This is a genomic window from Streptomyces sp. NRRL B-1140, assembly GCF_001280065.1.
Classification (GTDB): Bacteria; Actinomycetota; Actinomycetes; order Streptomycetales; family Streptomycetaceae; genus Streptomyces.
In genome coordinates this window covers 242,816-264,726 of the sequence record NZ_LGEA01000036.1, presented here as the reverse complement: position 1 = coordinate 264,726, position 21,911 = coordinate 242,816, and the positions used below count along the sequence as shown (strand labels likewise).

The 21,911-nt window shown below is 72.1% G+C and carries 20 protein-coding genes; 18 read left to right on the top strand and 2 right to left on the bottom strand.

Going from position 1 to position 21,911, the window contains the following annotated elements:
* Nucleotides 1-45: 45 nt before the first annotated feature.
* The 6 genes from ADK65_RS06495 to ADK65_RS06470 all read left to right on the top strand — a co-directional run bounded on the left by ADK65_RS06495 (nucleotide 46) and on the right by ADK65_RS06470 (nucleotide 8,080).
* Nucleotides 46-849, top strand: a complete 804-nt coding sequence (locus tag ADK65_RS06495; RefSeq protein WP_053668831.1) for a class I SAM-dependent methyltransferase — start codon at nucleotides 46-48, stop codon at nucleotides 847-849.
* Nucleotides 846-1,385 (top strand): TIGR00730 family Rossman fold protein, encoded by a 540-nt coding sequence (locus ADK65_RS06490; RefSeq protein ID WP_053668830.1) that lies wholly within the window; start codon nucleotides 846-848, stop codon nucleotides 1,383-1,385. Before ADK65_RS06495 ends, ADK65_RS06490 begins: the two co-directional genes overlap by 4 nt.
* Nucleotides 1,386-1,597: 212 nt before the next feature.
* Nucleotides 1,598-2,287: an SDR family oxidoreductase gene (locus ADK65_RS06485; RefSeq protein ID WP_078955835.1), complete on the top strand. Its 690-nt coding sequence runs from the start codon at nucleotides 1,598-1,600 to the stop codon at nucleotides 2,285-2,287.
* A gap of 31 nt (nucleotides 2,288-2,318) precedes the next feature.
* Entirely contained in the window at nucleotides 2,319-3,326 is a 1,008-nt protein-coding gene (locus ADK65_RS06480; protein WP_053668828.1) for a methionine synthase, read from the top strand.
* 15 nt (nucleotides 3,327-3,341) lie between these two features.
* Nucleotides 3,342-5,537, top strand: a complete 2,196-nt coding sequence (gene ligA / locus ADK65_RS06475; protein WP_053668827.1) for an NAD-dependent DNA ligase LigA — start codon at nucleotides 3,342-3,344, stop codon at nucleotides 5,535-5,537.
* 260 nt (nucleotides 5,538-5,797) lie between these two features.
* Nucleotides 5,798-8,080 (top strand): putative bifunctional diguanylate cyclase/phosphodiesterase, encoded by a 2,283-nt coding sequence (locus ADK65_RS06470; RefSeq protein WP_053668826.1) that lies wholly within the window; start codon nucleotides 5,798-5,800, stop codon nucleotides 8,078-8,080.
* Nucleotides 8,081-8,125: 45 nt separating this feature from the next.
* Here the strand turns inward: ADK65_RS06470 and ADK65_RS06465 are convergent, their stop codons facing one another.
* Entirely contained in the window at nucleotides 8,126-8,713 is a 588-nt protein-coding gene (locus ADK65_RS06465; RefSeq protein ID WP_053668825.1) for a TetR/AcrR family transcriptional regulator, read from the bottom strand.
* Between the two features lie 142 nt (nucleotides 8,714-8,855).
* Between ADK65_RS06465 and ADK65_RS06460 the strand changes: the two genes are divergently transcribed.
* The 6 genes from ADK65_RS06460 (at nucleotide 8,856) to gatB (ending at nucleotide 13,407) form a co-directional block, all read left to right on the top strand.
* The gene (locus ADK65_RS06460) at nucleotides 8,856-9,227 is read left to right on the top strand and encodes a DUF4267 domain-containing protein (protein WP_053668824.1); all 372 of its coding nucleotides are present in this window, start codon (nucleotides 8,856-8,858) and stop codon (nucleotides 9,225-9,227) included.
* Nucleotides 9,228-9,259: 32 nt separating this feature from the next.
* A complete protein-coding gene (locus ADK65_RS06455; protein WP_053668823.1) occupies nucleotides 9,260-9,757 on the top strand; it encodes a cupin domain-containing protein in 498 nt (165 codons plus the stop codon).
* 87 nt (nucleotides 9,758-9,844) lie between these two features.
* On the top strand, nucleotides 9,845-10,141 hold the full coding sequence (gatC, locus tag ADK65_RS06450; protein ID WP_031485327.1) for an Asp-tRNA(Asn)/Glu-tRNA(Gln) amidotransferase subunit GatC: 297 nt from the start codon (nucleotides 9,845-9,847) through the stop codon (nucleotides 10,139-10,141).
* 5 nt (nucleotides 10,142-10,146) lie between these two features.
* On the top strand, nucleotides 10,147-11,640 hold the full coding sequence (gene gatA, locus ADK65_RS06445) for an Asp-tRNA(Asn)/Glu-tRNA(Gln) amidotransferase subunit GatA (RefSeq protein ID WP_053668822.1): 1,494 nt from the start codon (nucleotides 10,147-10,149) through the stop codon (nucleotides 11,638-11,640).
* Nucleotides 11,637-11,876 carry a hypothetical protein gene (locus ADK65_RS06440; protein WP_019329755.1) on the top strand — a complete coding sequence of 80 codons (240 nt, stop codon included), beginning with the start codon at nucleotides 11,637-11,639 and terminating at the stop codon, nucleotides 11,874-11,876. The genes gatA and ADK65_RS06440 overlap by 4 nt, the downstream gene beginning before the upstream one ends.
* A 16-nt stretch (nucleotides 11,877-11,892) precedes the next feature.
* The gene (gatB, locus tag ADK65_RS06435) at nucleotides 11,893-13,407 is read left to right on the top strand and encodes an Asp-tRNA(Asn)/Glu-tRNA(Gln) amidotransferase subunit GatB (RefSeq protein ID WP_053668821.1); all 1,515 of its coding nucleotides are present in this window, start codon (nucleotides 11,893-11,895) and stop codon (nucleotides 13,405-13,407) included.
* Nucleotides 13,408-13,466: 59 nt separating this feature from the next.
* Here the strand turns inward: gatB and ADK65_RS06430 are convergent, their stop codons facing one another.
* Complete coding sequence (locus ADK65_RS06430) at nucleotides 13,467-14,276, bottom strand: SAM-dependent methyltransferase (protein ID WP_053668820.1); 810 nt, start codon at nucleotides 14,274-14,276, stop codon at nucleotides 13,467-13,469.
* A 189-nt stretch (nucleotides 14,277-14,465) separates the two neighbouring features.
* On the opposite strand from ADK65_RS06430, the gene ADK65_RS06425 reads away from it, so the two are divergent.
* The 6 genes from ADK65_RS06425 (at nucleotide 14,466) to ADK65_RS06400 (ending at nucleotide 21,902) form a co-directional block, all read left to right on the top strand.
* Nucleotides 14,466-14,807, top strand: a complete 342-nt coding sequence (locus ADK65_RS06425; protein WP_053668819.1) for a hypothetical protein — start codon at nucleotides 14,466-14,468, stop codon at nucleotides 14,805-14,807.
* 158 nt (nucleotides 14,808-14,965) lie between these two features.
* Nucleotides 14,966-17,212 carry an MMPL family transporter gene (locus tag ADK65_RS06420; RefSeq protein WP_053668818.1) on the top strand — a complete coding sequence of 749 codons (2,247 nt, stop codon included), beginning with the start codon at nucleotides 14,966-14,968 and terminating at the stop codon, nucleotides 17,210-17,212.
* Complete coding sequence (locus tag ADK65_RS06415; RefSeq protein ID WP_053668817.1) at nucleotides 17,190-17,759, top strand: GNAT family N-acetyltransferase; 570 nt, start codon at nucleotides 17,190-17,192, stop codon at nucleotides 17,757-17,759. Before ADK65_RS06420 ends, ADK65_RS06415 begins: the two co-directional genes overlap by 23 nt.
* 35 nt (nucleotides 17,760-17,794) lie before the next feature.
* Nucleotides 17,795-18,331, top strand: a complete 537-nt coding sequence (locus ADK65_RS06410) for a hypothetical protein (RefSeq protein ID WP_107092222.1) — start codon at nucleotides 17,795-17,797, stop codon at nucleotides 18,329-18,331.
* 212 nt (nucleotides 18,332-18,543) lie between these two features.
* Nucleotides 18,544-18,729, top strand: a complete 186-nt coding sequence (locus tag ADK65_RS36795) for a hypothetical protein (RefSeq protein WP_078955834.1) — start codon at nucleotides 18,544-18,546, stop codon at nucleotides 18,727-18,729.
* 128 nt (nucleotides 18,730-18,857) lie between these two features.
* On the top strand, nucleotides 18,858-21,902 hold the full coding sequence (locus tag ADK65_RS06400; RefSeq protein ID WP_053668814.1) for a helix-turn-helix transcriptional regulator: 3,045 nt from the start codon (nucleotides 18,858-18,860) through the stop codon (nucleotides 21,900-21,902).
* The last annotated feature ends 9 nt before the right edge of the window (nucleotides 21,903-21,911 follow it).

Here is a 21,911-nt window from a genome sequence, read left to right as displayed (position 1 = left end):
AGCGCACGCTGAAGCGGAGTTCTTCCCTCGCCGCAGGAGGCCCCCATGCGTGCCACGGAACCGGCCGGAAACCGCTCCCGCCTGCTCCACCAGGTCCGGTACGCCGTGCGCCACCCCGAGCGCGTGCCCGCCCACGCCCGGCGCGCGGTGCGGGACGCCTGGCTGCGGCTGCGCCACCCCGACCACATCGCGTACTACCGGGCCGTCATGGCCTCGGACGCGGCCCGCAGCACCGAGGCGGCGGTGGGACACAACCCCTCGCGCGAACAGTGGGCGCGGATCGGCCGCATGCAGTTCGACTACCTGGTGGGCCACGGCCTGCGGCCGCACCACCGGATGCTGGAGATCGGCTGCGGCAACCTGCGCGCCGGGCGGCTGTTCATCGACCACCTCGACACCGGGCACTACTACGGCATCGACATCTCGCCGCACATCCTGCTCGCCGCCCAGGAGACCCTCGTGGCGGAGAAGCTCCAGCCCAAACTTCCCTACCTGGCGCTCGCCGGCGACCTCACCTTCGCCTTCCTGCCCGACGCCCACTTCGACGTCGTGCACGCGCACAGCGTCTTCTCGCACTCGCCGCTGCACGTCATCGAGGAGTGCTTCGCCCACGTCGGGCGGATCCTCGCACCCGGCGGCTTCTTCGACTTCACCTTCGACCGCACCGAGGGCGAGGAACACCAGGTCCTGCACGAGGACTTCTACTACCGCACCCGCACGCTCACCGACCTCGCCGCGCAGCACGGCCTGGACGCCCGGTTCATGGACGACTGGGAGCGCCTGCCGCACCGGCAGTCGAAAATGCGGGTCACCGCGACGGGGGACCGGGCCCGTACGGTGGGCTCATGAACATCTGTGTCTTCCTGTCCGCCGCCGACCTCGACGAGCGCTACACCCGCCCCGCGCGGGAGTTCGCCGAACTGCTGGGCAAGGGCGGCCACACGCTCGTCTGGGGCGGCTCCGACGTCGGCCTCATGAAGGTGGTCGCCGACGGGGTGCAGGAGGCGGGCGGCCGGCTGGCCGGCGTCTCCGTGCGGTTCCTCGCGGCCAAGGCCCGCCCGGGCGTCGACGAGATGGTCGTCGCCAAGGACCTCGCCGAGCGCAAGAAGCTGCTGCTGGAGAAGGCCGACGCCGTGGTGATCATGGTCGGCGGCACGGGCACGCTCGACGAGGCGACCGAGATCCTGGAGCTGAAGAAGCACGGGCACACCGACAAGCCGGTGGTCCTGCTCAACACCGCGGGCTTCTACGACGGCCTGAAGGAGCAGTTCCGCCGCATGGACACCGAGGGTTTCCTGCCCCGGCCGCTCACCGACCTGGTGTTCTTCGCCGAGGAGCCGGTGGGGGCGCTGGCGTACCTGGAGGAGAGCCAGGGCATCGAATGAGCCGCCCCGGGGTGCGCGCATCGCGGGCGAGCCCGGGCGTCGAGTGAGTCGTCCGCCCGCCGATGGGCGCTCGGCGGGGGCTTGGGTATCGGGTGAGCCGTCCGTGACGGGTGCATGGCGGGGCCCGGTTGTCGAGTGAGCCGGCCCCTGATGCGCGCACGGCGGGGGAGCCGGGGCACCGGGTGACGCGGTGCCGATGCGAGCATGGCGGCATGGCTACTCATGTGATCACCGGAGCCGGCTCCGGCATCGGCGCGGCCGTGGCCCGCCGCCTGCACGCGCGCGGGGACGAGCTCGTGCTGCACGCGCGCGACGCGGGCCGCGCCAAGGAGCTGGCGGCCGAGTTCCCCGGGGCCAGGACCCTGGTCGGAGACCTCGACGACCCGGACCGGCTCTCCTGGGCCTTCTCCCACCAGTCGCTGCCGGACCGCGTGGACTCGCTGCTGCACATCGCCGGCGTCGTCGACCTCGGCCCGGTCGGCGAGCTCACCCCCAAGACCTGGCGTCACCAGCTCAACGTCAACCTGATCGCCCCCGCCGAGCTGACCCGCCACTTCCTGCCCCAACTGCGCGCCGCCCGCGGCCATGTGCTCTTCGTCAACTCCGGCGCCGGCCTCAACGCCCACGCCGACTGGTCCGCGTACGCCGCCTCCAAGCACGGCCTGAAGGCCCTCGCCGACTCCCTGCGCCACGAGGAGCACGGCAACGGCGTCCGCGTCACCTCGGTCTACCCCGGCCGCACCGCCAGCCCCATGCAGGCCAAGGTCCACCAGCAGGAGGGCAAGGAGTACGACGCCTCGCGGTGGATCGACCCGGAGTCGGTCGCCACGACGATCGTCATGGCCCTGGACCTGCCGCGCGACGCGGAGGTCAACGACCTGACGGTGCGCCCGGGAGGCTGACCCCGGCGCAGGCGCTGCGTAGGCTTCTCCGGTGAGTGAAAACAGCCAGTTCAGGTTCGGCGCCGCCACCGGTGTGGGCTCCATGCCGGGCGGCGACGCCCGTGAGGCCGCCAAGACCGTCACCGGCACCTTCGAGGACTTCCCCTACCTGCCCGAACTGCCCGCCCGGGGACCCGGCGCGGACATGATCGGACGGACCGCCGGCCTGCTCGTCGAGCTGTACGCGCGCGTGGAGCCCAGCGGATGGCGGATCGGGGACCGGCCGGGGCGCGACACCAAGCGGGCCCGCTCCTGGCTCGGCGAGGACCTCGACGCGCTGGAGGAGTTCACGCAGGAGTACGAGGGGCCGCTGAAGGTCCAGGCCGTCGGTCCCTGGACCCTGGCGGCCAACCTGGAGCTGCGGGGCGGGGAGGCCGCCCTGTCCGACCCCGGGGCCTGCCGCGACCTCGCCGCCTCCCTCGCCGAGGGGCTGCGACTGCATCTCGACGAGGTGCGGCGGCGGATCCCGGGCGCGCAGCTCGTCCTCCAGCTCGACGAGCCGTCCCTCACCGCCGTGCTGCGCGGCCAGGTGAAGACGGCCAGCGGCTACCGCACCCACCGGGCCGTCGACCGGCAGCTCGTCGAGCAGACGCTGCGCGACCTCGTCGGGGTAAACGCGGCGGGGCCGGTCGTGGTCCACTCCTGCGCCCCGGACGTGCCGTTCGCCCTGCTGCGCCGGGCCGGAGCGGCCGCCGTCTCCTTCGACTTCTCACTGCTCACCGAGCGTGACGACGACGCGATCGGAGAGGCCGTGGAGGCCGGGACCCGGCTCTTCACCGGTGTCGTCCCGGGCACCGAGGGCCCATTGTCAGACCCTGCCGGTAGCGTCATGGGTGTCAGGACGCTGTGGCGCAGGCTGGGGCTGTCTCCGGGGCTTCTCGCGGAGGCGGTCACGGTCACCCCGGCGTGCGGACTGGCGGGGGCCTCCCCGGGGTACGCGCGCACGGCTCTCGCGCACTGCGCCCGGGCTGCGAGATCCCTCGCGGACAACCCAGAGTAACGGGAGGACGACACGGTGGCCGGCGACAAGCAAGCGGAGACGACGACGGTGCCCGCCGAGGCACGGGAGAAGCACGCGCGCCTCGCGGAGCAGATCGAGGAGCACCGCTTCCGCTACTACGTGAAGGACGCTCCCGTCGTCAGCGACGCGGAGTTCGACCAGCTGCTGCGTTCCCTGGAGGCGCTGGAGGAGGAGCACCCGGAGCTGCGCACCCCGGACTCGCCGACCCAGAAGGTCTCGGGGTCCTACGAGACGGAGTTCACGGCGGTCGAGCACCGCCAGCGCATGCTCTCCCTCGACAACACGTTCAACGACGAGGAGATGGCCGCCTGGACGGAGCGCATCGCCAGGGAACTGGGCGAGCAGGAGTACCACTTCCTGTGCGAGCTGAAGGTCGACGGCCTCGCCGTGAACCTCACCTACGAGCACGGCCGTCTCACCCGCGCGGCCACCCGCGGTGACGGCCGCACCGGCGAGGACATCACGCCGAACGTGCGGACGATCGCCGAGATCCCCGACCGTCTCAAGGGCGACGACGTCCCCGACCTCGTGGAGATCCGCGGCGAGGTCTACTTCCCGATGGAGAAGTTCCAGGAGCTCAACGCCCGCCTCGTCGAGGCCGGTGACAAGCCCTTCGCCAACCCGCGCAACGCGGCGGCCGGTTCCCTGCGCCAGAAGGATCCGCGCGTCACCGCCACCCGGCCCCTGCACATGGTGGTCCACGGCATCGGCGCCCTGGAGGGTTTCACCGGCCTGACCCGCCTCTCCCAGGCCTACGACCTGCTCAAGAGCTGGGGCCTGCCCACCTCCCGGCACAACAAGGTGGTCGACGGCCTGGCGGGGATCCGGGAGTTCATCGCCTACTTCGGCGAGAACCGCCACTCCGTGGAACACGAGATCGACGGCGTGGTCGTCAAGCTCGACCAGATCCCCCTCCAGGGCCGCCTCGGCTCCACCTCGCGCGCCCCGCGTTGGGCCATCGCGTACAAGTACGCGCCGGAGGAGGTCAACACCAAGCTCGTCAACATCCGCGTGGGCGTGGGCCGCACCGGCCGCGTCACCCCGTACGCCCAGGTCGAACCGGTCACGGTCGCCGGCTCCGAGGTCGAGTTCGCCACGCTGCACAACCAGGACGTGGTCAAGGCCAAGGGCGTCCTCATCGGGGACACGGTCGTGCTGCGCAAGGCCGGTGACGTCATCCCCGAGATCCTCGGCCCCGTCGCCGACCTGCGCGACGGCAGCGAGCGCGAGTTCGTGATGCCGAGCGAGTGCCCCGAGTGCGGCACGGCGCTGCGGCCCATGAAGGAGGGCGACGTCGACCTGCGCTGCCCCAACGCGCGTACCTGCCCGGCCCAGTTGCGCGAGCGCCTGTTCTACCTCGCCGGCCGCAAGGCCCTGGACATCGAGCACTTCGGCTACGTCGCCGCGGCCGCCCTGACCGCCCCGCTGGAGCCCGAGACGCCGCCGCTGGTCGACGAGGGCGACCTCTTCGACCTCACCATCGAGCAGCTGCTGCCCATCAAGGCGTACGTCCTCGACCCGGACAGCGGCCTGCCCAAGCGCGACCCGAAGACCGGCGAGGAGAAGATCGCCACGATCTTCGCGAACCAGCAGGGCGAGCCCCGCAAGAACGCCGTCGCCATGCTGGAGAACATCGCTGCGGCCAAGGAGCGCCCCCTGGCCCGCGTCATCACCAGCCTGTCGATTCGTCACGTCGGGCCCGTCGCCGCCGAGGCACTGGCCCGCGAGTTCCGCTCGATCGAGCGCATCGACCAGGCCACTGAGGAGGAGCTGGCGGTCACCGAGGGCGTCGGCCCGACCATCGCCGCCTCCCTCAAGCAGTGGTTCGCCGAGGACTGGCACCGCGACATCATCCGCAAGTGGAAGGCCGCCGGCGTCCGTATGGAGGCGGAGAGCACCGGCGAGGACGAGGGGCCGCGCCCGCTCGAAGGTCTCACCGTCGTCGTCACCGGCACGCTCGAGCACTTCACGAGGGACGGCGCCAAGGAGGCGCTGCAGAGCCGCGGAGCGAAGGTGACCGGCTCGGTTTCGAAGAAGACGTCGTTCGTCGTGGTCGGTGACAGCCCCGGATCGAAGTACGACAAGGCGATGCAGCTGAAGGTCCCGGTCCTGAACGAGGACGGGTTCGGCGTCCTGCTGGAGCAGGGACCGGACGCGGCGGCCGAAGTCGCCCTTTCGGCCGAGGAGTAGCGGTTGAAGGCCACCCGTTCGGCGCATACCAGATGCATACGGGTGGCCGGGGCGCATTCGGGCAACCGTCGGCGACCGCTGCCCGTGGAAGCCTTCTGCGGCCTAGTGTTGAGATGTGCGCCTGCCGTGCCCAGCTGCGGTCGGGGCATCTTCGTGCTCGCACGGAGCGCGGGGAGGAGTTTTCCGACGCGGGCCGCCCAAGGGTTGTCGGGCACCGGGCCGCGAGGCGTGGGGCACCGCCGGCTGTGAGAGGGACGGGAATGGAACCGACCGAGAGCGCCGCGCAGGGTTCACGGCCGCACCTGCGCCGCATGGCGGTCGCATGGCGTGCGGTCCGTGAGGCCGTGTCGTCGGCGGGGCGTCCGGGTGCGGAGGGGCGCGCCGTCGGACAGTACACCCCCGACGGGGGCGGCGGCGCGGGACGCGCCGCGGACGGCCCCGGGGCACAGCCGACCGTCGAACACACCCCCGGCTCCGCCGGCGCGGGTCCGGACGCGGACGGCGAGCGGCACCAGTCCTGGCCCGCGCTGCCCGCGGCCGTCGTCGCGGCGGCCGGGTTCGTCCTGGGCGCCGGCTTCTACCGGGCCTTCACCGGCGGCCACGCGCTCTTCCCGGCCGGCACGGCCGGCTGGTCGCTGGCCGTGCTCACCGGCATCATCGTCGGTCACCTCGTCATGCTGGGCCGCTCCCGCTGGTGGGGCGGCACCGGTTCGGGAGCCGCCCTCACCCTCGCCGTCCTGCTGCTCTACGGCTGGGTTCCGGCCGGCATGGTCAGTCTCACGGTCGTCGTGCTGGTCGGCACGGCCCGCCGCAACCGCTGGCGCCAGGGCGTGCTGCACGGCGCGGTCGACCTCCTCGGCATCGGCGCCGGCGCGCTCGTGCTGGGCGTCTTCGGCACCGTGCCGTCCGTCGAGTCCCCTGCGGAGCCCGCAGCCTGGACTCTCGCCACCGCACCCCAGGTCGTCCTGGTCGCCGTCGCCTACCTGACGGTCACCCGCGTGCTGCTCTGGTACCTGCACGCCCCGCGCCCCGGCCTGCCCACCGTCGCCCGCACCGCCCTGGTCAGGCAGGGCCTGGTCGCCGTCGCGCTGCTGGGTATCGCGCCGCTGCTCTGCGTGGTCGCTGTGGCCAAGCCCATCCTGCTGCCGTTGTTCTCCATCCCGCTGATCGCCCTGGACTCCACCCTGTGGATCGCCCGGGCCCGGGCGGAGGAGCAACTGCGTGACCCGCTGACGGGGCTGCCCAACCGCCAGTGGCTCCTGGAGCGCATCTGGACCGCGCTGGACGACGCGGAGCGGATCGACGCCCGAGCCGCCCTGATGCTGATCGACCTCGACCGCTTCCGGTCGGTCAACGACACACTCGGTCATCTCGCCGGTGACCGGCTGCTGTTGCAGATCGCCGACCGGCTGCGGGTGGCGCTGCCGCGCGGGGCGGAGGCCGCCCGGCTCGGCGGGGACGAGTTCGCCGTCTTACTCCCGGTCGCCGACTCCACGACCTCCGCGACCCGGGTCGCCCGCAGCCTCGTGGCCGCCCTCAGCTCTCCCCTCGACCTCGACGGCCTCACCCTGGTCCTGGAGGCCAGTGCCGGGGTCGCCGTCTTCCCCGACCACGCCCTGGACGCCGAAGGGCTGCTACGGCGGGCCGACGTGGCGATGTACCAGGCGAAGCGGGACCGCACCGGCGTCGAGGTCTACGAGTCCAAGCGCGACTCCAACACCCCCGACCGCCTCGGCCTGCTGGGCGATCTGCGCCGCGCCCTCGACGCGCACGAGGTGCATCTGCACTACCAGCCCAAGGTCCGCTTCGACGGGCAGGTCGCGGGCCTGGAGGCGCTGGTCCGCTGGGTGCACCCCGAGCGGGGCAAGGTGCCGCCGGACGAGTTCATAGCGATCGCCGAGTCCTCGGGGCTGATGCCCCACCTCACCGAGTACGTGCTGGAGACCGCGCTCGGCCAGGTCGCCCGCTGGCGGGACCAAGGCCTTTTCGTCCCCGTCGCGGTGAACGTCTCCCCGCGTGATGTGCACACCCCCGGCTTCGCCGGCTCCGTCGCCGCCCGGCTCGCCCGGCACGGCGTCCCGGCGGGAGCGCTCCAGCTGGAGATCACGGAGCATGTGCTCCTGGAGGACCCCCAGCGCGCCGCCGACACCCTCAACCAACTGACCGCGCACGGCGTGAAGATGTCGCTCGACGACTTCGGCACGGGCTACTCCTCGCTGGTGCACCTGCGCCGGCTGCCGGTGAGCGAGCTGAAGATCGACCGTTCGTTCGTGGCCCGGCTCGCGGTCGACGCCGAGGACGCGGAGATCGTGCGCTGCACGGTCGACCTCGCCCACTCCCTCGGCCTGCTCGTCGTCGCCGAGGGCGTCGAGGACGACGAGACCTGGGAACGCCTGCGCGATCTCGGCTGCGACGCGGTCCAGGGCTGGCTGGTCGCTGCAGCCATGCCCCCGGAGGAGACCACGGCGTGGCTGCGGGCGCGGGGCCCCCGCGGGTGGCAGCGGCCGCGCGCCGCGCTTCCCGCGGCGACGGCCGACGAGTAATTCCCGCTGGCGCGCTCGTCCGGGGGAAATCCACGGCGCGAGCGCTCAGTCCGTGCCCTGCGGCACGAAGTGGCCGATGAACAGCCCCAGCCGTCGCTCGTGCGCCTCCTCGGGCAGCCGGCCGCTGCGCATCAGAGTCACCAGCCCGTGCAGCCCTGCCCAGTACGTCTCCGTCAGTGCTCCCATGTCCTCGCCCTCTGCCGCGATCGGCTGGACGGCCTGCAGCAGCTCACCGAAGGCGTCCTGGAGGGCCGCGGGCGCCTCCGGCGTGGCGAAGGGCAGGTCCACGTCGAGGGTGAAGATCACGTCGTAGAGCGCGGGCCGCCGCCGGGCGAAAGCGGTGTACGCGCGGCCCACCGCGGCCAGCGCCTCGCGGGCACCCCCGGCCGCCGTGCGCGCCGCCCGCAGCTCCTCGGCCAGCTCCTCGCAGCCCTGTACCGCCACCGCCGCCATGATCGCGCCCTTGCCCTTGAAGTGGCTGTAGAGCACCGGCTGGCTGTACTCGATCTCCTCGGCTAGCCGGCGCGTGGTCACCGCGTCCCAGCCCTCCGCCTCCGCCAGCTCCCGCGCGGCCGTCACGATCAGCCGCTCGCGTTCCGCACGTTCGCGCTCCCGGCGCGTCTGGATCGTCATGGAAGAAATCCTAGCACCGCTAGCGTTCCTGTCGACGCTCTGCTAGCTTCGCTCCAGTTCCTAGCGCTGCTAGAAAACGATCGTCGGGGATCGCCTGCCGACGTCGCCGCCCGCCACCGCCTGCTGGAATTAGAGGAGAGTCATGACCATCACCGCCTACACCCTGGCTGTCGTGCTCAACGTGTTCTGCCTGTTCCTGGGCTACCGCTTCCTGTTCCAGCCCGCCGCCGCAGCCGCCGGCTACGGCGTCCCGGCCGACCCCCGCGGCGACGCCGGCGCCTACCTGACGATCAAGGGTGTGCGGGACGGCACCTTCGGGCTGGTCGGTCTGGCACTGCTCGCCTTCGCGGGGGCCCGGGCCGAGGCCTGGTTCATGCTCGCCGTGGCACTCGTACCGCTCGGAGACACCTTGATCGTGCTACGCAACGGCGGCACGAGGGCGGTGGCCTTCGGTGTCCACTTCGCCACCGCGGTCATCGTCCTGATCAGCGCCGGACTGCTCTTCGCGGTCTGAGCGCACCCGCCGAGTGATCCGGAGGTACCGAGATGTCGTTGTCCGTTCCGCGGTTCGGCGAGTCCGTGATCGTCCGCGAGGCCGAGGCGGAAGTCGTCGGCCGCGCGCCCACCACCGTGCGGCTGCTCGCGGACAGCAGCGCGACCGGCGGCGCCCTGTCCACCCAGCGCGTCACCCTCACCTCGGGCGCCGACGGCGCGAAGCCGCACTGGCACGACAACTCGGCCGAGATGTTCTTCCTGCTCGACGGGGCCGCCGAGATCCTCTCCGGTGACGACATCGTCACCGCGGGCCCCGGCGACCTCGTCATCGTCCCACCCGGAAAACCGCACGCCTTCGCGGCGGTCCCCGGGGCCGACGCCGACCTGCTCATCGTCCTCACACCCGGCGTCGAGCGCTTCGAGTACTTCCGGCACCTGCGGCGCGTCGCCCTCGGCGAGGTCGCACCCGAGAGTCTCCTCGAGGTGCAGGAGCTGTACGACAACCACTTCCTGAAGAGCGAGGCCTGGGAAAACCGCCGCCGTCACTGACGGACGGGCCAAACCGTTTCACGGGCACGGCCCCACGACCCATAGGATTGGGCCACACCACATTCACTCACCCCAGAGGATCGCTGCATGCCTGGCATCACGCGCGAGGAGGTCGCCCACCTCGCACGGCTGGCGCGTCTGGAGCTGAAGCCCGAAGAGCTCGAGCACTTCGCAGGACAGCTGGACGACATCATCGGCGCGGTCGCACGCGTCAGCGAGGTCGCCGACCAAGACGTACCGCCGACCTCGCACCCGCTCCCGCTGACGAACGTCATGCGCGTGGACGAGGTCCGTCCGTCGCTCACCCCCGAGCAGGCGCTCTCCGGCGCCCCGGCCCAGGAGCAGCAGCGTTTCAAGGTGCCGCAGATCCTGGGGGAGGACTAACAGCCATGACGGACATCACCAAGCTCACGGCCGCCGAGACCGCCGCGAAGATCGCCTCCGGCGAGCTCACGGCGGTGCAGGTCACCGAGGCCCACCTCGCCCGCATCGAGGCCGTCGACGAGAAGGTGCACGCCTTCCTGCACGTCGACCGCGAGGGCGCCCTCGCCCAGGCCCGCGCCGTCGACGCCAAGCGCGAGCGCGGCGAGAAGCTCGGCCCGCTGGCCGGCGTCCCCCTCGCGCTGAAGGACATCTTCACCACCGAGGGCATCCCGACGACCGTCGGCTCGAAGATCCTCGAGGGCTGGATCCCGCCGTACGACGCGACCGTCACCCAGCGTCTGAAGGCCGCCGACGTCGTCATCCTCGGCAAGACCAACATGGACGAGTTCGCCATGGGGTCCTCCACCGAGAACAGCGCCTACGGCCCGACCGGCAACCCCTGGGACCTGACGAAGATCCCCGGCGGCTCCGGCGGCGGTTCCTCCGCCGCGCTCGCCGCGCACATGGCGCCCCTGGCCATCGGCACCGACACCGGCGGCTCCATTCGCCAGCCCGCCGCCGTCACCGGCACGGTCGGCGTGAAGCCGACGTACGGCGCGGTCTCCCGGTACGGCATGGTCGCCTTCTCCTCCTCCCTCGACCAGGGCGGCCCCTGCGCCCGCACGGTCCTGGACGCGGCCCTGCTGCACGAGGTCATCGCCGGGCACGACCCGCTCGACTCCACCTCCATCGACGAGCCCGTCCCGGCGGTCGTCGAGGCCGCCCGCAACGGCAGCGTCGAGGGCATGCGCGTCGGCGTCGTCAAGCAGTTCCGCGGCGAGGGCTACCAGGCCGGCGTCATCCAGCGCTTCGACGAGTCCGTCGAGCTGCTGAAGGAGCTGGGCGCCGAGATCGTCGAGCTGGACTGCCCGTCCTTCGACCTGGCACTGTCGGCGTACTACCTGATCGCGCCCTCGGAGTGCTCCTCCAACCTCGCCCGCTTCGACGGCCTGCGCTACGGCCTGCGCGTCGGCGACGACGGCACGCACTCCGCGGAGGAGGTCACCTCGCTCACCCGCGAGGCCGGCTTCGGCCCCGAGGTCAAGCGTCGCATCATGCTCGGCACGTACGCCCTGTCGAGCGGCTACTACGACGCCTACTACGGCAGCGCCCAGAAGGTCCGCACGCTCATCAAGCGGGACTTCGACACGGCGTTCGAGCAGGTCGACGTGATCGTCTCCCCGACGACCCCGACCACCGCCTTCGCGATCGGCGAGCGCGCCGACGACCCGATGGCGATGTACCTCGCCGACCTGTGCACCATCCCGACCAACCTGGCGGGCAACGCGGCCATGTCGCTGCCGTGCGGCCTCGCCCCGGAGGACAACCTCCCGGTCGGCCTGCAGATCATCGCCCCCGTCATGAAGGACGACCGCCTGTACAAGGTGGGTGCAGCCGTCGAGGCCGCCTTCGTGGAAAAGTGGGGCCACCCGCTGATCGAGGAGGCTCCGTCGCTGTGAGCGCACTGTCCAAGGCCAAGGGCTTCAAGAAGTCCAAGTCCGGTCTGTACGTGTCGATGGCCACGTCGGCGTTCGGCGCCGTCGGTGTCTACAAGCAGATCAAGAAGGCCCGCGGGGACAACGACACGCTGCGGCTGCTCGACGCCGTCGTGACCGGAGCTGCCGTCGTCACCAACCTGGCCATTCTCTACCGCGAGCTGAAGCGGCTGGGCGACGACGACGTCCTGCTGGGCTGAGAGGGAAGTACTCACCGTGACCACCACGACCGACCTGGTGTCGTACGAGGAAGCACTCGCGTCGTACGACCCCGTCATGGGCCTCGAGGTCCATGTCGAACTCGGCACCAAGACCAAAATGTTCTGCGGCTGCTCGACCGCCCTCGGCCAGGACGCCAACACGCAGACCTGCCCGGTCTGCCTCGGCCTGCCCGGAGCGCTCCCGGTCGTCAACGCGACCGGTGTCGAGTCCGCGATCAAGATCGGCCTCGCGCTGAACTGCGAGATCGCCGAGTGGTGCCGCTTCGCCCGGAAGAACTACTTCTATCCGGACATGCCGAAGAACTTCCAGACCTCCCAGTACGACGAGCCGATCGCCTTCAACGGCTACCTCGACGTACAGCTGGAGGACGGCGAGACCTTCCGCGTGGAGATCGAGCGCGCCCACATGGAGGAGGACACCGGCAAGTCGACGCACGTCGGCGGCGCCACCGGCCGCATCCACGGCGCCTCGCACTCGCTGCTGGACTACAACCGCGCCGGCATCCCCCTCATCGAGATCGTCACCAAGCCGATCGAGGGCGCCGGCGAGCGTGCCCCCGAGGTCGCCCGGGCCTACGTCCGTGAGCTGCGCGAGGTCATCAAGGCGCTCGGCGTCTCCGAGGCCCGCATGGAGATGGGCCAGATGCGCTGCGACGTGAACCTGTCGCTGCGCCCGAACGGCACCGAGAAGTTCGGCACCCGCTCGGAGACGAAGAACGTCAACTCGCTCAGGTCCGTGGAGCGCGCGGCCCGCTTCGAGATCCAGCGGCACGCGGCCGTGCTGTCCTCGGGCGGCACGATCATCCAGGAGACCCGCCACTTCCACGAGGACACCGGGTCGACGACCTCGGGCCGCGTGAAGGAGGAGGCCGAGGACTACCGGTACTTCCCGGAGCCCGACCTCGTCCCGGTGGCCCCGTCCCGCGAGTGGGTCGAGGAGATCCGGGCCGGGCTGCCGGAGCTGCCGCTGGTCCGCCGCAACCGGCTCCGCGAGGAGTGGGGCGTCAGCGGCACCGACATGCAGGCGATCCTCAACGCCGGTGCGCTGGAGCCCATCGTCGCCACGATCGAGGCCGGGGCCGACGCCGCCTCCGCCCGCAAGTGGTGGATGGGCGAGCTGGCCCGCAGCGCCAATGACACGGGCAAGGCGCTCGACGAGCTGGCGATCACGCCGCAGCAGGTGGCCCGGGTCACCGAGCTCGTCGCGAAGGGCGACCTGAACGACAAGCTGGCCCGCCAGGTCATCGAGGGCGTCCTCGCGGGCGAGGGCACCCCGGACGAGGTCGTCGACAAGCGCGGTCTGAAGGTCGTCTCCGACGAGGGCGCGCTGACGGCGGCCGTCGACGAGGCGATCGCCGGCAACCCGGGCGTCGCCGACAAGATCCGCGGTGGCAAGGTGGCCGCGGCCGGAGCGCTGGTCGGCGCGGTCATGAAGGCCACGCGCGGCCAGGCCGACGCGGCTCGCGTCAAGGAGCTGATCCTTCAGAAGCTGGGCGTCAGCGAGGGCTGAGCACCGTACGTGTGAACCCCGAGGGGGATGCATCGAACCGATGCATCCCCCTCAGGCGTCTACAGGCGGCGGCCGACGACCCGGGTGAAGCCCAGGACGTGCTCCACGTCGGCGTGCATCAGCTCGACCGACCAGCGGGCCATGTCGGCCATGAACTCGCTCGCGCTCTCCTCGGCGCACACCTCGCTCCACAGCAGCCAGTCGCGCCAGCCGTCGTCGAGCCAGTCGGCCGTCTCGACCTCGACGGCCCCGCTGCGGGCCCACAGCCGCCGCCACCAGGCGGGGGAGTGGAAGGCCCAGAAGCCGGGATCCTTCTCCCAGTACTTCTTCAGGTGCGCCGGCGGCTCGTCGCCCTCCGGCTCCTCCCGCAGCGCCGGCATCACGACTCCGATCCGCCCGCCCGGCTTGAGCAGCCGGGTCAGAGTGGGCAGGTACAGGTCGTTGGTGCCGAAGTACTGATACGCGTCGACGCTCACGATCGCGTCGAAGGTGCCCTCGCCGAACGGCAGGTCGTGCGCCTCGGCGAACACGGGCAGGACGCGGTCGGCGACGCCCGCCTCGGCGATGCGCCCGGCGTTGTCGTCGGGCTTGATCCACAGGTCGGCGGCGACGACCTGGGCGTCGTACTCCCTGGCGAGGAAGACCGACGTCATGGCACGGCCGCAGCCCAGGTCGAGCACGCGGGAGCCGGGGCTCAGGGTGTCGAGCCCCAGGGCCGGGGCCAGCCACTCCAGCAGCCACAGCGCGTGCGGGCCCATCTGGTTGTCGATGGTCCAGCGGGCGTCGTAGCCGTTGCTGCGGGGGTAGCCGGGGTGGCTCACACGGTCAGCGAGGGGGTCGTTCGAGGTCCGGGAAGTGATGTCCGACATCGGTGGACGGGCTCCTTGAGTCCTTGAGGAAGAAAGGGGATGCGGAGGAGCTCGGTCGGACCGTCAAACAACGCACCTGCTTCGGCCGGGCGGCGGGAGGCCGCGGGCATTCCTCGGACGAGCGGACGCTAACAGCAGGCTCCCGGCCCCGCATCCGGTTTTCCCCGGGGGCGCGCTACCGTCACGGCCATGAGTGGACGCCCTGATTCCGACACCGGTCCCGAGGCAGCGGACTCGGAGGCGGCCGCCGGGCAGGACACGGCCGGTGACCCGGCGCAGGACGAGGAGGCCGCGCGCCGGGCCCGCTGGACGGCGGCCGCCACCGGTGCCGCGCTGACCCTCGCGGGACTCGCCGCGGCCGTGCTGCGCCTCACCCGCCCGGCGCCGGCGCTCGTCCCGGCCGCCTACGCGAGCGGGGCCGCCGTGTGCGCCGCCGCCGCTGTGCTGGGCTCCCGCGGCCGCACCCGGCGGGCGCTGTGGCTGCTGATCGCGGGCGTGATGGTGATGGCGCTGGGGGACCAGTTCGACTGACACCGGCCGCTGTGAATAAGCCCACGAAACCGACAAATGATCTCGTTCGTTTGTAAGAGTGGCAGCGCATTGCTCATGCGTTCTTTGCTGGCTGTTCAGTTCATGGACGACTGTTCCCGGTCAAAGATCCACACAAGGCAACTCCGGGAGCACGTTCCGTGGCAGCCCTCGCACGCTGGTGTGTCCAGCGCCGTCTGCTCAGCGTCCTGCTGTGGCTCCTCGCCTTCGCGGGGGTCGCCGCGGGCGCCGCCGTCGCCGGCACCACGTACTCGAACGACTACCAGGTCCCCGGTACCGAATCGGGCCGCGCCACGGAGCTGCTGCACGAGGGCTTCCCGCGGCTCGGCGGCGACAGCGACACCGTCGTCTGGCACACCACGTCCGGCAGCGTCCGCGCCGCCGACGTCGAGCAGACGATGACCCGCACCCTGGACCGGATCGGGAACCTCCCCGGCGTGGCCTCGGTCACCAGCCCCTACGACGGGCCGGGCACCGGCCGCATCAGCGAGGACGGCCGCACGGCCTACGCCTCGGTCACCTTCGACGACCAGGCCGAGGACATAGCCAAGGGTGAGGCGCAGGCCGTCGTCGACACCGCGAAGAGCGCCGAGACCGACGGGCTCCAGGTGGAGCTGGGCGGCAGCGCCGTCGCGCTCACCGAGTCCTCCGGCGGGCACGTCGCCGAGATCGTCGGCGTGGTCGTCGCCGCGGTGGTGCTGTTCCTCGCCTTCGGCTCGCTCGCCGCGTCCCTGCTGCCCATCGCCACCGCCCTGGTCGGTGTCGGCACCGCCTACGCCGGGATCGTGCTGCTCGGGCACGCCATGACCGTCGCCGACTTCGCCCCCATGCTGGGCATGCTCGTCGGGCTCGGCGTCGGCATCGACTACGCACTGTTCATCGTCACCCGGCACCGGCGCGGGCTGAAGCGCGGGCTGTCCGTGACCGAGGCCGCCACGAACGCCGTCGCGACCACAGGACGGGCGGTCGTCTTCGCGGGTGCCACCGTTTGCATCGCGCTGCTCGGCATGCTGATCCTGCGGCTGAGCTTCCTCAACGGCGTCGCCATAGCGGCCAGCCTCACCGTGATCCTCACCGTCGCCGCCTCCGTGACCCTGCTGCCCGCCCTGCTGTCGTTCATCGGCATGCGCGCGCTCAGCCGCCGCGAGCGCCGCCGCCTCGCCGAGCACGGCCCGGAACCCGAGCTGCCCACCGGCTTCGCGGCCCGCTGGTCGGCCTTCGTGGAGCGCCACCCCAAGGTGCTCGGCGCGGTCGCCCTGGTCGTCATGGCCGTCCTCGCGCTGCCCACCCTCTCCCTGCACCTGGGCACCTCCGACCAGGGCAACGACCCGAAGACGGCCACCACCCGCCAGGCCTACGACCTGCTCGCCGACGGGTTCGGCCCCGGCGTGAACGGCCCGCTCACCCTCGTCACCAAGGTCGACGGCGCCGACGACAAACTCGCCCTGGACAACCTCGACGGGACCCTCCGCGCCACGGAGGGCGTCGCCTCGGTGACCCCGGTGACGTTCGACTCCGGCAGCCACACCGCCTACCTGACCGTCGTACCGGAGTCCTCCCCGCAGTCGAAGCAGACCAGCGACCTCGTCGACCGGCTGCGCGAGGAGGTGCTGCCGCGCGCCGAGGCGGGCACCGCGCTCGATGTGCAGGTGGGCGGCATGACGGCCGGCTACGACGACTTCGCCGACGTCATCGTCTCCAAGCTGCCCGTCTTCGTCGGGGTCGTCATCGGCCTGGGCTGCCTGCTGCTCCTGCTCGCCTTCCGGTCGATCGGCATCCCGCTGAAGGCCGCCGCGATGAACGTCGCCGCCGTGGCCTCCGCCTTCGGGGTGGTGGTCGCGATCTTCCAGTGGGGCTGGGGCAGCGAACTGCTCGGCCTCGGCAGCGCCGGGCCCATCGAACCCTTCCTGCCCGTGATCATGGTGTCGGTGCTCTTCGGTCTCTCCATGGACTACCAGGTCTTCCTGGTCAGCCGGATGTACGAGGAGTGGCTGGAGACCGGTGACAACCGGCGGGCGGTGCGCGTCGGCCTCGCCGAGACCAGCCGGGTGATCAACTCGGCGGCCGTCATCATGATCTCCGTCTTCCTCGCCTTCGTGCTCAGCGGCGACCGGGTGATCGCCATGTTCGGCATCGCCCTGGCCGCCGCCGTCGCCCTGGACGCCTTCGTCCTGCGCACGCTCCTCGTCCCGGCCCTGATGCACCTGCTCGGCGGGGCCAACTGGTGGCTGCCCCGCTGGCTGGACAGGCGCATGCCCCGCATCAGCATCGAACCGCCAGAGAGCCGCGCCGCCCATGAGAGGCTGGCCGCCGCGACGGACGCCGAGGTGGCGGACGTCCTGGCGGAGGAGGAGCGGCAGCGGGATGTACGCGATATCCCTGGGTGACGACGCCGAGCTGAGGCCCCTGGAACCCTGGCACGCCGGGGAGTTCCTGGCGCACCTGGAGCGGGGGCGGGAGTTCATCGGGCAGTACATCCCGTTCGGGACGACCGAGACGGACCTGACCTCGGCCCGCGCGAAGCTCCAGCGCTACGCCGACATGCGCGCGGCCGACACCGGCTCCCTGCACGGCCTGTGGCTGGAGGGGACCCTGGTGGGCGGGGTGCTGTTCCTGAACTTCGACGCGGCGACCGGCAACTGCGAGGTGGGCTGCTGGCTGGAGCCCGCCGCCACGGGCCGGGGTCTGGTCACCCGCGCGATGCGGGTCCTCATCGACTGGGCCGTCGAGCAGCGCGGCATCCACCGCGTCGAATGGGTCGCCGCCTCCCTCAATCAGCCCAGCCTGAACGTGGCGCGCCGACTCGGAATGACCCGCGACGGTGTGCGACGCGAGGCGCACCCCTATGGTGGCGTACGGCACGATCTCGAAGTCTGGTCGGTGCTGGCGCCCGAGTGGCGCGCCGCACGCGCGCGTGCGGCTCACGATCATTAAGAGACTTCTCAGACAGCGACCCTACGGTGCGAGACATGGCAACGAACGCAGTGGACGAGACCGAGGCCACGAAGGCCACGACCGATGAGAAGGCGGTGGACACCACCGAGTCCGACGAGGTGCCCCAGACCGAGGTCCCGGCCGCGGCCGATGACGCGCCCGCCAAGGAGGAGAACCCCTCCGGCGTGGGCCAGGGCGCTGCCGCCGTGGTCTCCGCCGCGCTGGGCGTCGTCTCGCTCACCGGGAGCTGGATCGGCACCGTCGCCTCCGCGCGCCAGAACCTCGTCGGCCAGCTGGAGACCGCGCAGAACGCGGGCGTGGCCCAGCAGATTCAGGCGGTCTACGGCGACGCCTGGCAGACCACCGCCCTGTGGGGCGGCCTGTTCGCGCTGATCGCGCTGGTCGTCGGCGTCGTCACGCTGGCCCGGCCCGCCTTCGGCACGCCGGGCCGGATCCAGGCGCCCTGGATCAAGTCCGTCGCCTGGGCGGGAGTGGCGCTCGGCGTCATCGGCCTGTTCCTGGCCGTCCTCAAGTACACCGGCATCCTGCTCGGGCTGCCGTCCGCGAGCTGAGCGCCCGAGAGCCGAGAGCCCGCAGGTCCTGAGGGGTCTTAGGCGGTTCCGTGAGCACCTTACGGAGCCCCTGAGGCCCCTCGGCCGCGTCTAAGGCACCGTGCGCCGCCGAAGATGCGGAACTCTCCCGATGTGGCGGCCCCGCCTGGGAGACGAGAGTGAGGTCATCGCGGAAAACCCTCCGTGACCGGCCTCTCCTCGAAGGACACACCGTGTACGAGTACGAACTCCAGCAGATGCGCACCTCCGACCTCATCCGCCGGGCCGACCACGCCCGTCTGGTCCGCGAGGCCGCCCGGGCCCGCCGCGCGGCCCGCCACGAAGAAGGCGCAGACTCCGCCGAGCACGAGAGCCATAGCCGCCGCTTCCGCCGGCTCCGGTCCGCCCGGACGGCGTGAACGCCGGGGCGGGACCGGTCGCCGCCTTGGCCGTCCGGGGAGCAGCGGCCGTCGTCCACACGGGAACGGCGGCCGCTGCTTTGGCCGTTCGACGGAAAACCGGTCCCACGCCGCCGGACCCGCATGCGATGCTCGGACCTGTGGAAACCCAGTCCGTCAGCCCCGTGTTCGTCGGCCGTGCCGAGGAACTGGGCACCCTGCACGAAGCCCTCGCACGCGCCTGCGAAGGCGAACCGCAGGCGCTGCTCATCGGCGGTGAGGCCGGGGTCGGCAAGACCCGCCTCGTCGAGGAGTTCGCCGCCGTGGCCCGCAGGCGCGGGGCGGTGGTCGCACTCGGCGGGTGTGTCGAGATCGGCGCCGACGGGCTGCCCTTCGCCCCCTTCTCCACCGCGCTGCGCGCCCTGCGCCGTGAACTTCCCGGCGAGCTGGCCGCCGCTTCGGCGGGCCAGGAGGAGGAGCTGGCCCGGCTGCTGCCCGAGGTGGGCGAGTCCCGGGCCGGGCGGCACGACGAGGACGGCACGGCCCGGCTCTTCGAGCTCACCGCACGCCTGCTGGAACGCGTCGCCGCCGAGCACACCGTCGTCCTCGCCCTGGAGGACCTGCACTGGGCCGACGCCTCCACCCGCCATCTGCTCTCCTACCTCGTCCGCACCCTGCGCACCGGCCGCCTCGTCGTCCTCGCCACCTACCGCTCCGACGACATCCACCGCCGCCATCCGCTCAGGCCCCTGCTCGCCGAACTCGACCGGCTCCGCACGATCCGCCGCCTCGAACTCGCCCGCTTCACCCGCGACGAGGTCGGCCTCCAGGTGGCCGGCATCCTCGCCCACGAACCCGAGCAGGACCAGGTCGACGCGATCTTCCAGCGCTCCGACGGCAACGCCTTCTTCGTCGAGGAACTCGCCGTCGCCGGCCACGAGGGCTGCCGGACCGGCCTGACCGACTCCCTGCGCGACCTGCTGCTCGTCCGCGTGGAAGGGCTGCCGGAGTCCGCCCAGCGCGTCGCCCGGATCGTCGCCGAGGGCGGCTCCACCGTCGAGTACCGGCTGCTGGCCGCCGTCGCCCGGCTCGCCGAGGACGACCTCATCGAGGCACTGCGGGCCGCCGTGAACGCGAGCATCCTCGCCCCCGCACCCGGCGGCGACGGCTACCGCTTCCGCCACTCCCTGGTCCGCGAGGCCGTCAGCGACGACCTGCTCCCCGGCGAACGCTCCCGCCTCAACCGCCGCTACGCCGAAGCCCTGGAGACCGACCCGTCCCTCGTGCCCGCCGACCAGCGGGCGACCCGCCTGGCCAGCTACTGGTATCACGCCCACGACGCCGCCAAGGCCCTGCCCGCCGTACTCGAAGCCTCCGTCGAGGCCCGCCGCCGCCATGCCTACTCCGAGCAACTCCGGCTCCTGGAGCGGGCGATGGAACTGTGGGACTCCGCCCCCGAGGCCGTACGCGCCACCCTGCGCCCGGTCGACTACACCGAGGTCTACCCTCCTTGCGGCTGCGACCCGGCCACCACCGCGCTGCGGCACCTGGACCTGCTGGCCGAGGCGGCCGTCGCGGGACGGCTCTGCGGGGAACGCGAACGCGCGCTGAAGATCACAAAGCGGGCCCTGCGCCTCCTGGAGGACGAGGACGACCCCCTGCGCACCGCCTGGTTCTGGATCCAGCGCTCCCGGCTGGTCCAGCGGCTCGCCCGGGGCGACGGCTGGCAGGAGATCGCCACCGCGCAGGAACTGGTCCGCGGCCTGCCGCCGTCCGAGGTGCACGCCGAGGTACTGGCCACGGCCGCCCACTGGTCGATGCTCCGTGAACCCGGCCCGGAGACCCTGACGGCCGCCGAGCGGGCCGTCGAGTACGCGCGCATGGTGGGCGCCGACGAGATCGAGTCCAACGCCCGCCTCACCCTCGGCGGGCTCATGGTCGAGGCCGGGCAGATCGACGCCGGCCTGACCCACATGTACGAGGTCAGGGACGAGGTGGTGGCCCGCGGTCTCGCGGCCGTCGTGGGCCGCAGCCATGTGAACCTGCCCTCCAGCCTGGAGGGCATCGGCCGTTCCGAGGAAGCCGTGACCATCCTGCGCGAGGGCCTGCGGCTCACCTCCAGGATGGGGCTGACGGAGTCCGAGGGCTGGGTCAGGGGCAACCTCGCCGAGTCGCTCATCTCCCTGGGCCGCTGGGACGAGGCGGCCGAGGCGGCCGTCAGCGCCCAACGGCTGGGGCAGACGGCAGGTCCGTACGGGTCGGGCGCCAACAGCCAGGCGTTTCTCGCCCTCGCCCGCGGCCGGGTGTCCGAGGCCGCCCGCCACCTCGCCGAGGCTCGCGCCTCCTACGGCCCGCACGATCCCATGCCGCAGCACGACCTGCCGATCTCCTGCCTCACCGTCGCCGTGGCCGCCGCCGAGGGCCGCCTGGCCGACGCCCGCGTCGAACTGGCCCGCACGCTCACCTCCGGCTTTCCGCTCGGCACCCAGCGCTACGCCTGGCCGCTGCTGCTGGAGGCCGCCACCGCCGAGGCCGACGCCCGGGCCCTGCCCGCCGCCCACGACGGCCGCCGGCAGGTCCTGCGCGACATTCTCTTGGCCGTCAAGCGCCTCACCACCCACGCCCCCGTCTGGCTCGCCCACGAGCGGTGGGTCCGCGCCGAACTCCTGCGCGCCGAGGGCCGGAGCACCCCGGACACCTGGTCGGACGTGGTCACCTCCTTCGAACCCCTGGGCCGGCCCTACGACCTCGCCCGCGTCCGGTACCGCCTGGCCGAGTCCCTCCTGACGGGCGGCGGCGAGGACGAGCGCGGCCGTGCCACGGAACTGCTGCGGCTCGCCCACAGCGTCGCCCGCCACCTCGGCGCCCGGCCGCTCGAGGACGCCGCCACCGCACTCGCCCAGCGCGCCCGCCTCCCGCTCACGCCCGCCACGGAACCCGCCCCCGCGCCGGCCGACCCCGCCGACGCGCTCGGTCTCACCACCCGGGAGCGGGACGTCCTGCGCCTGGTCGCCGCGGGGCACACCAACCGCCGCATAGCGGAGGAGCTGTTCATCTCGCCCAAGACCGCGAGCGTGCACGTCTCGAACATCCTGGGCAAGCTCGGCGTCTCCGGACGGGGCGAGGCGGCGGCGGTGGCCCACCGGCTGGGGTTGTTCCCGGCCGAGATGGCCGTGCCCGGTCCCACGGGCTGAGGCATACGC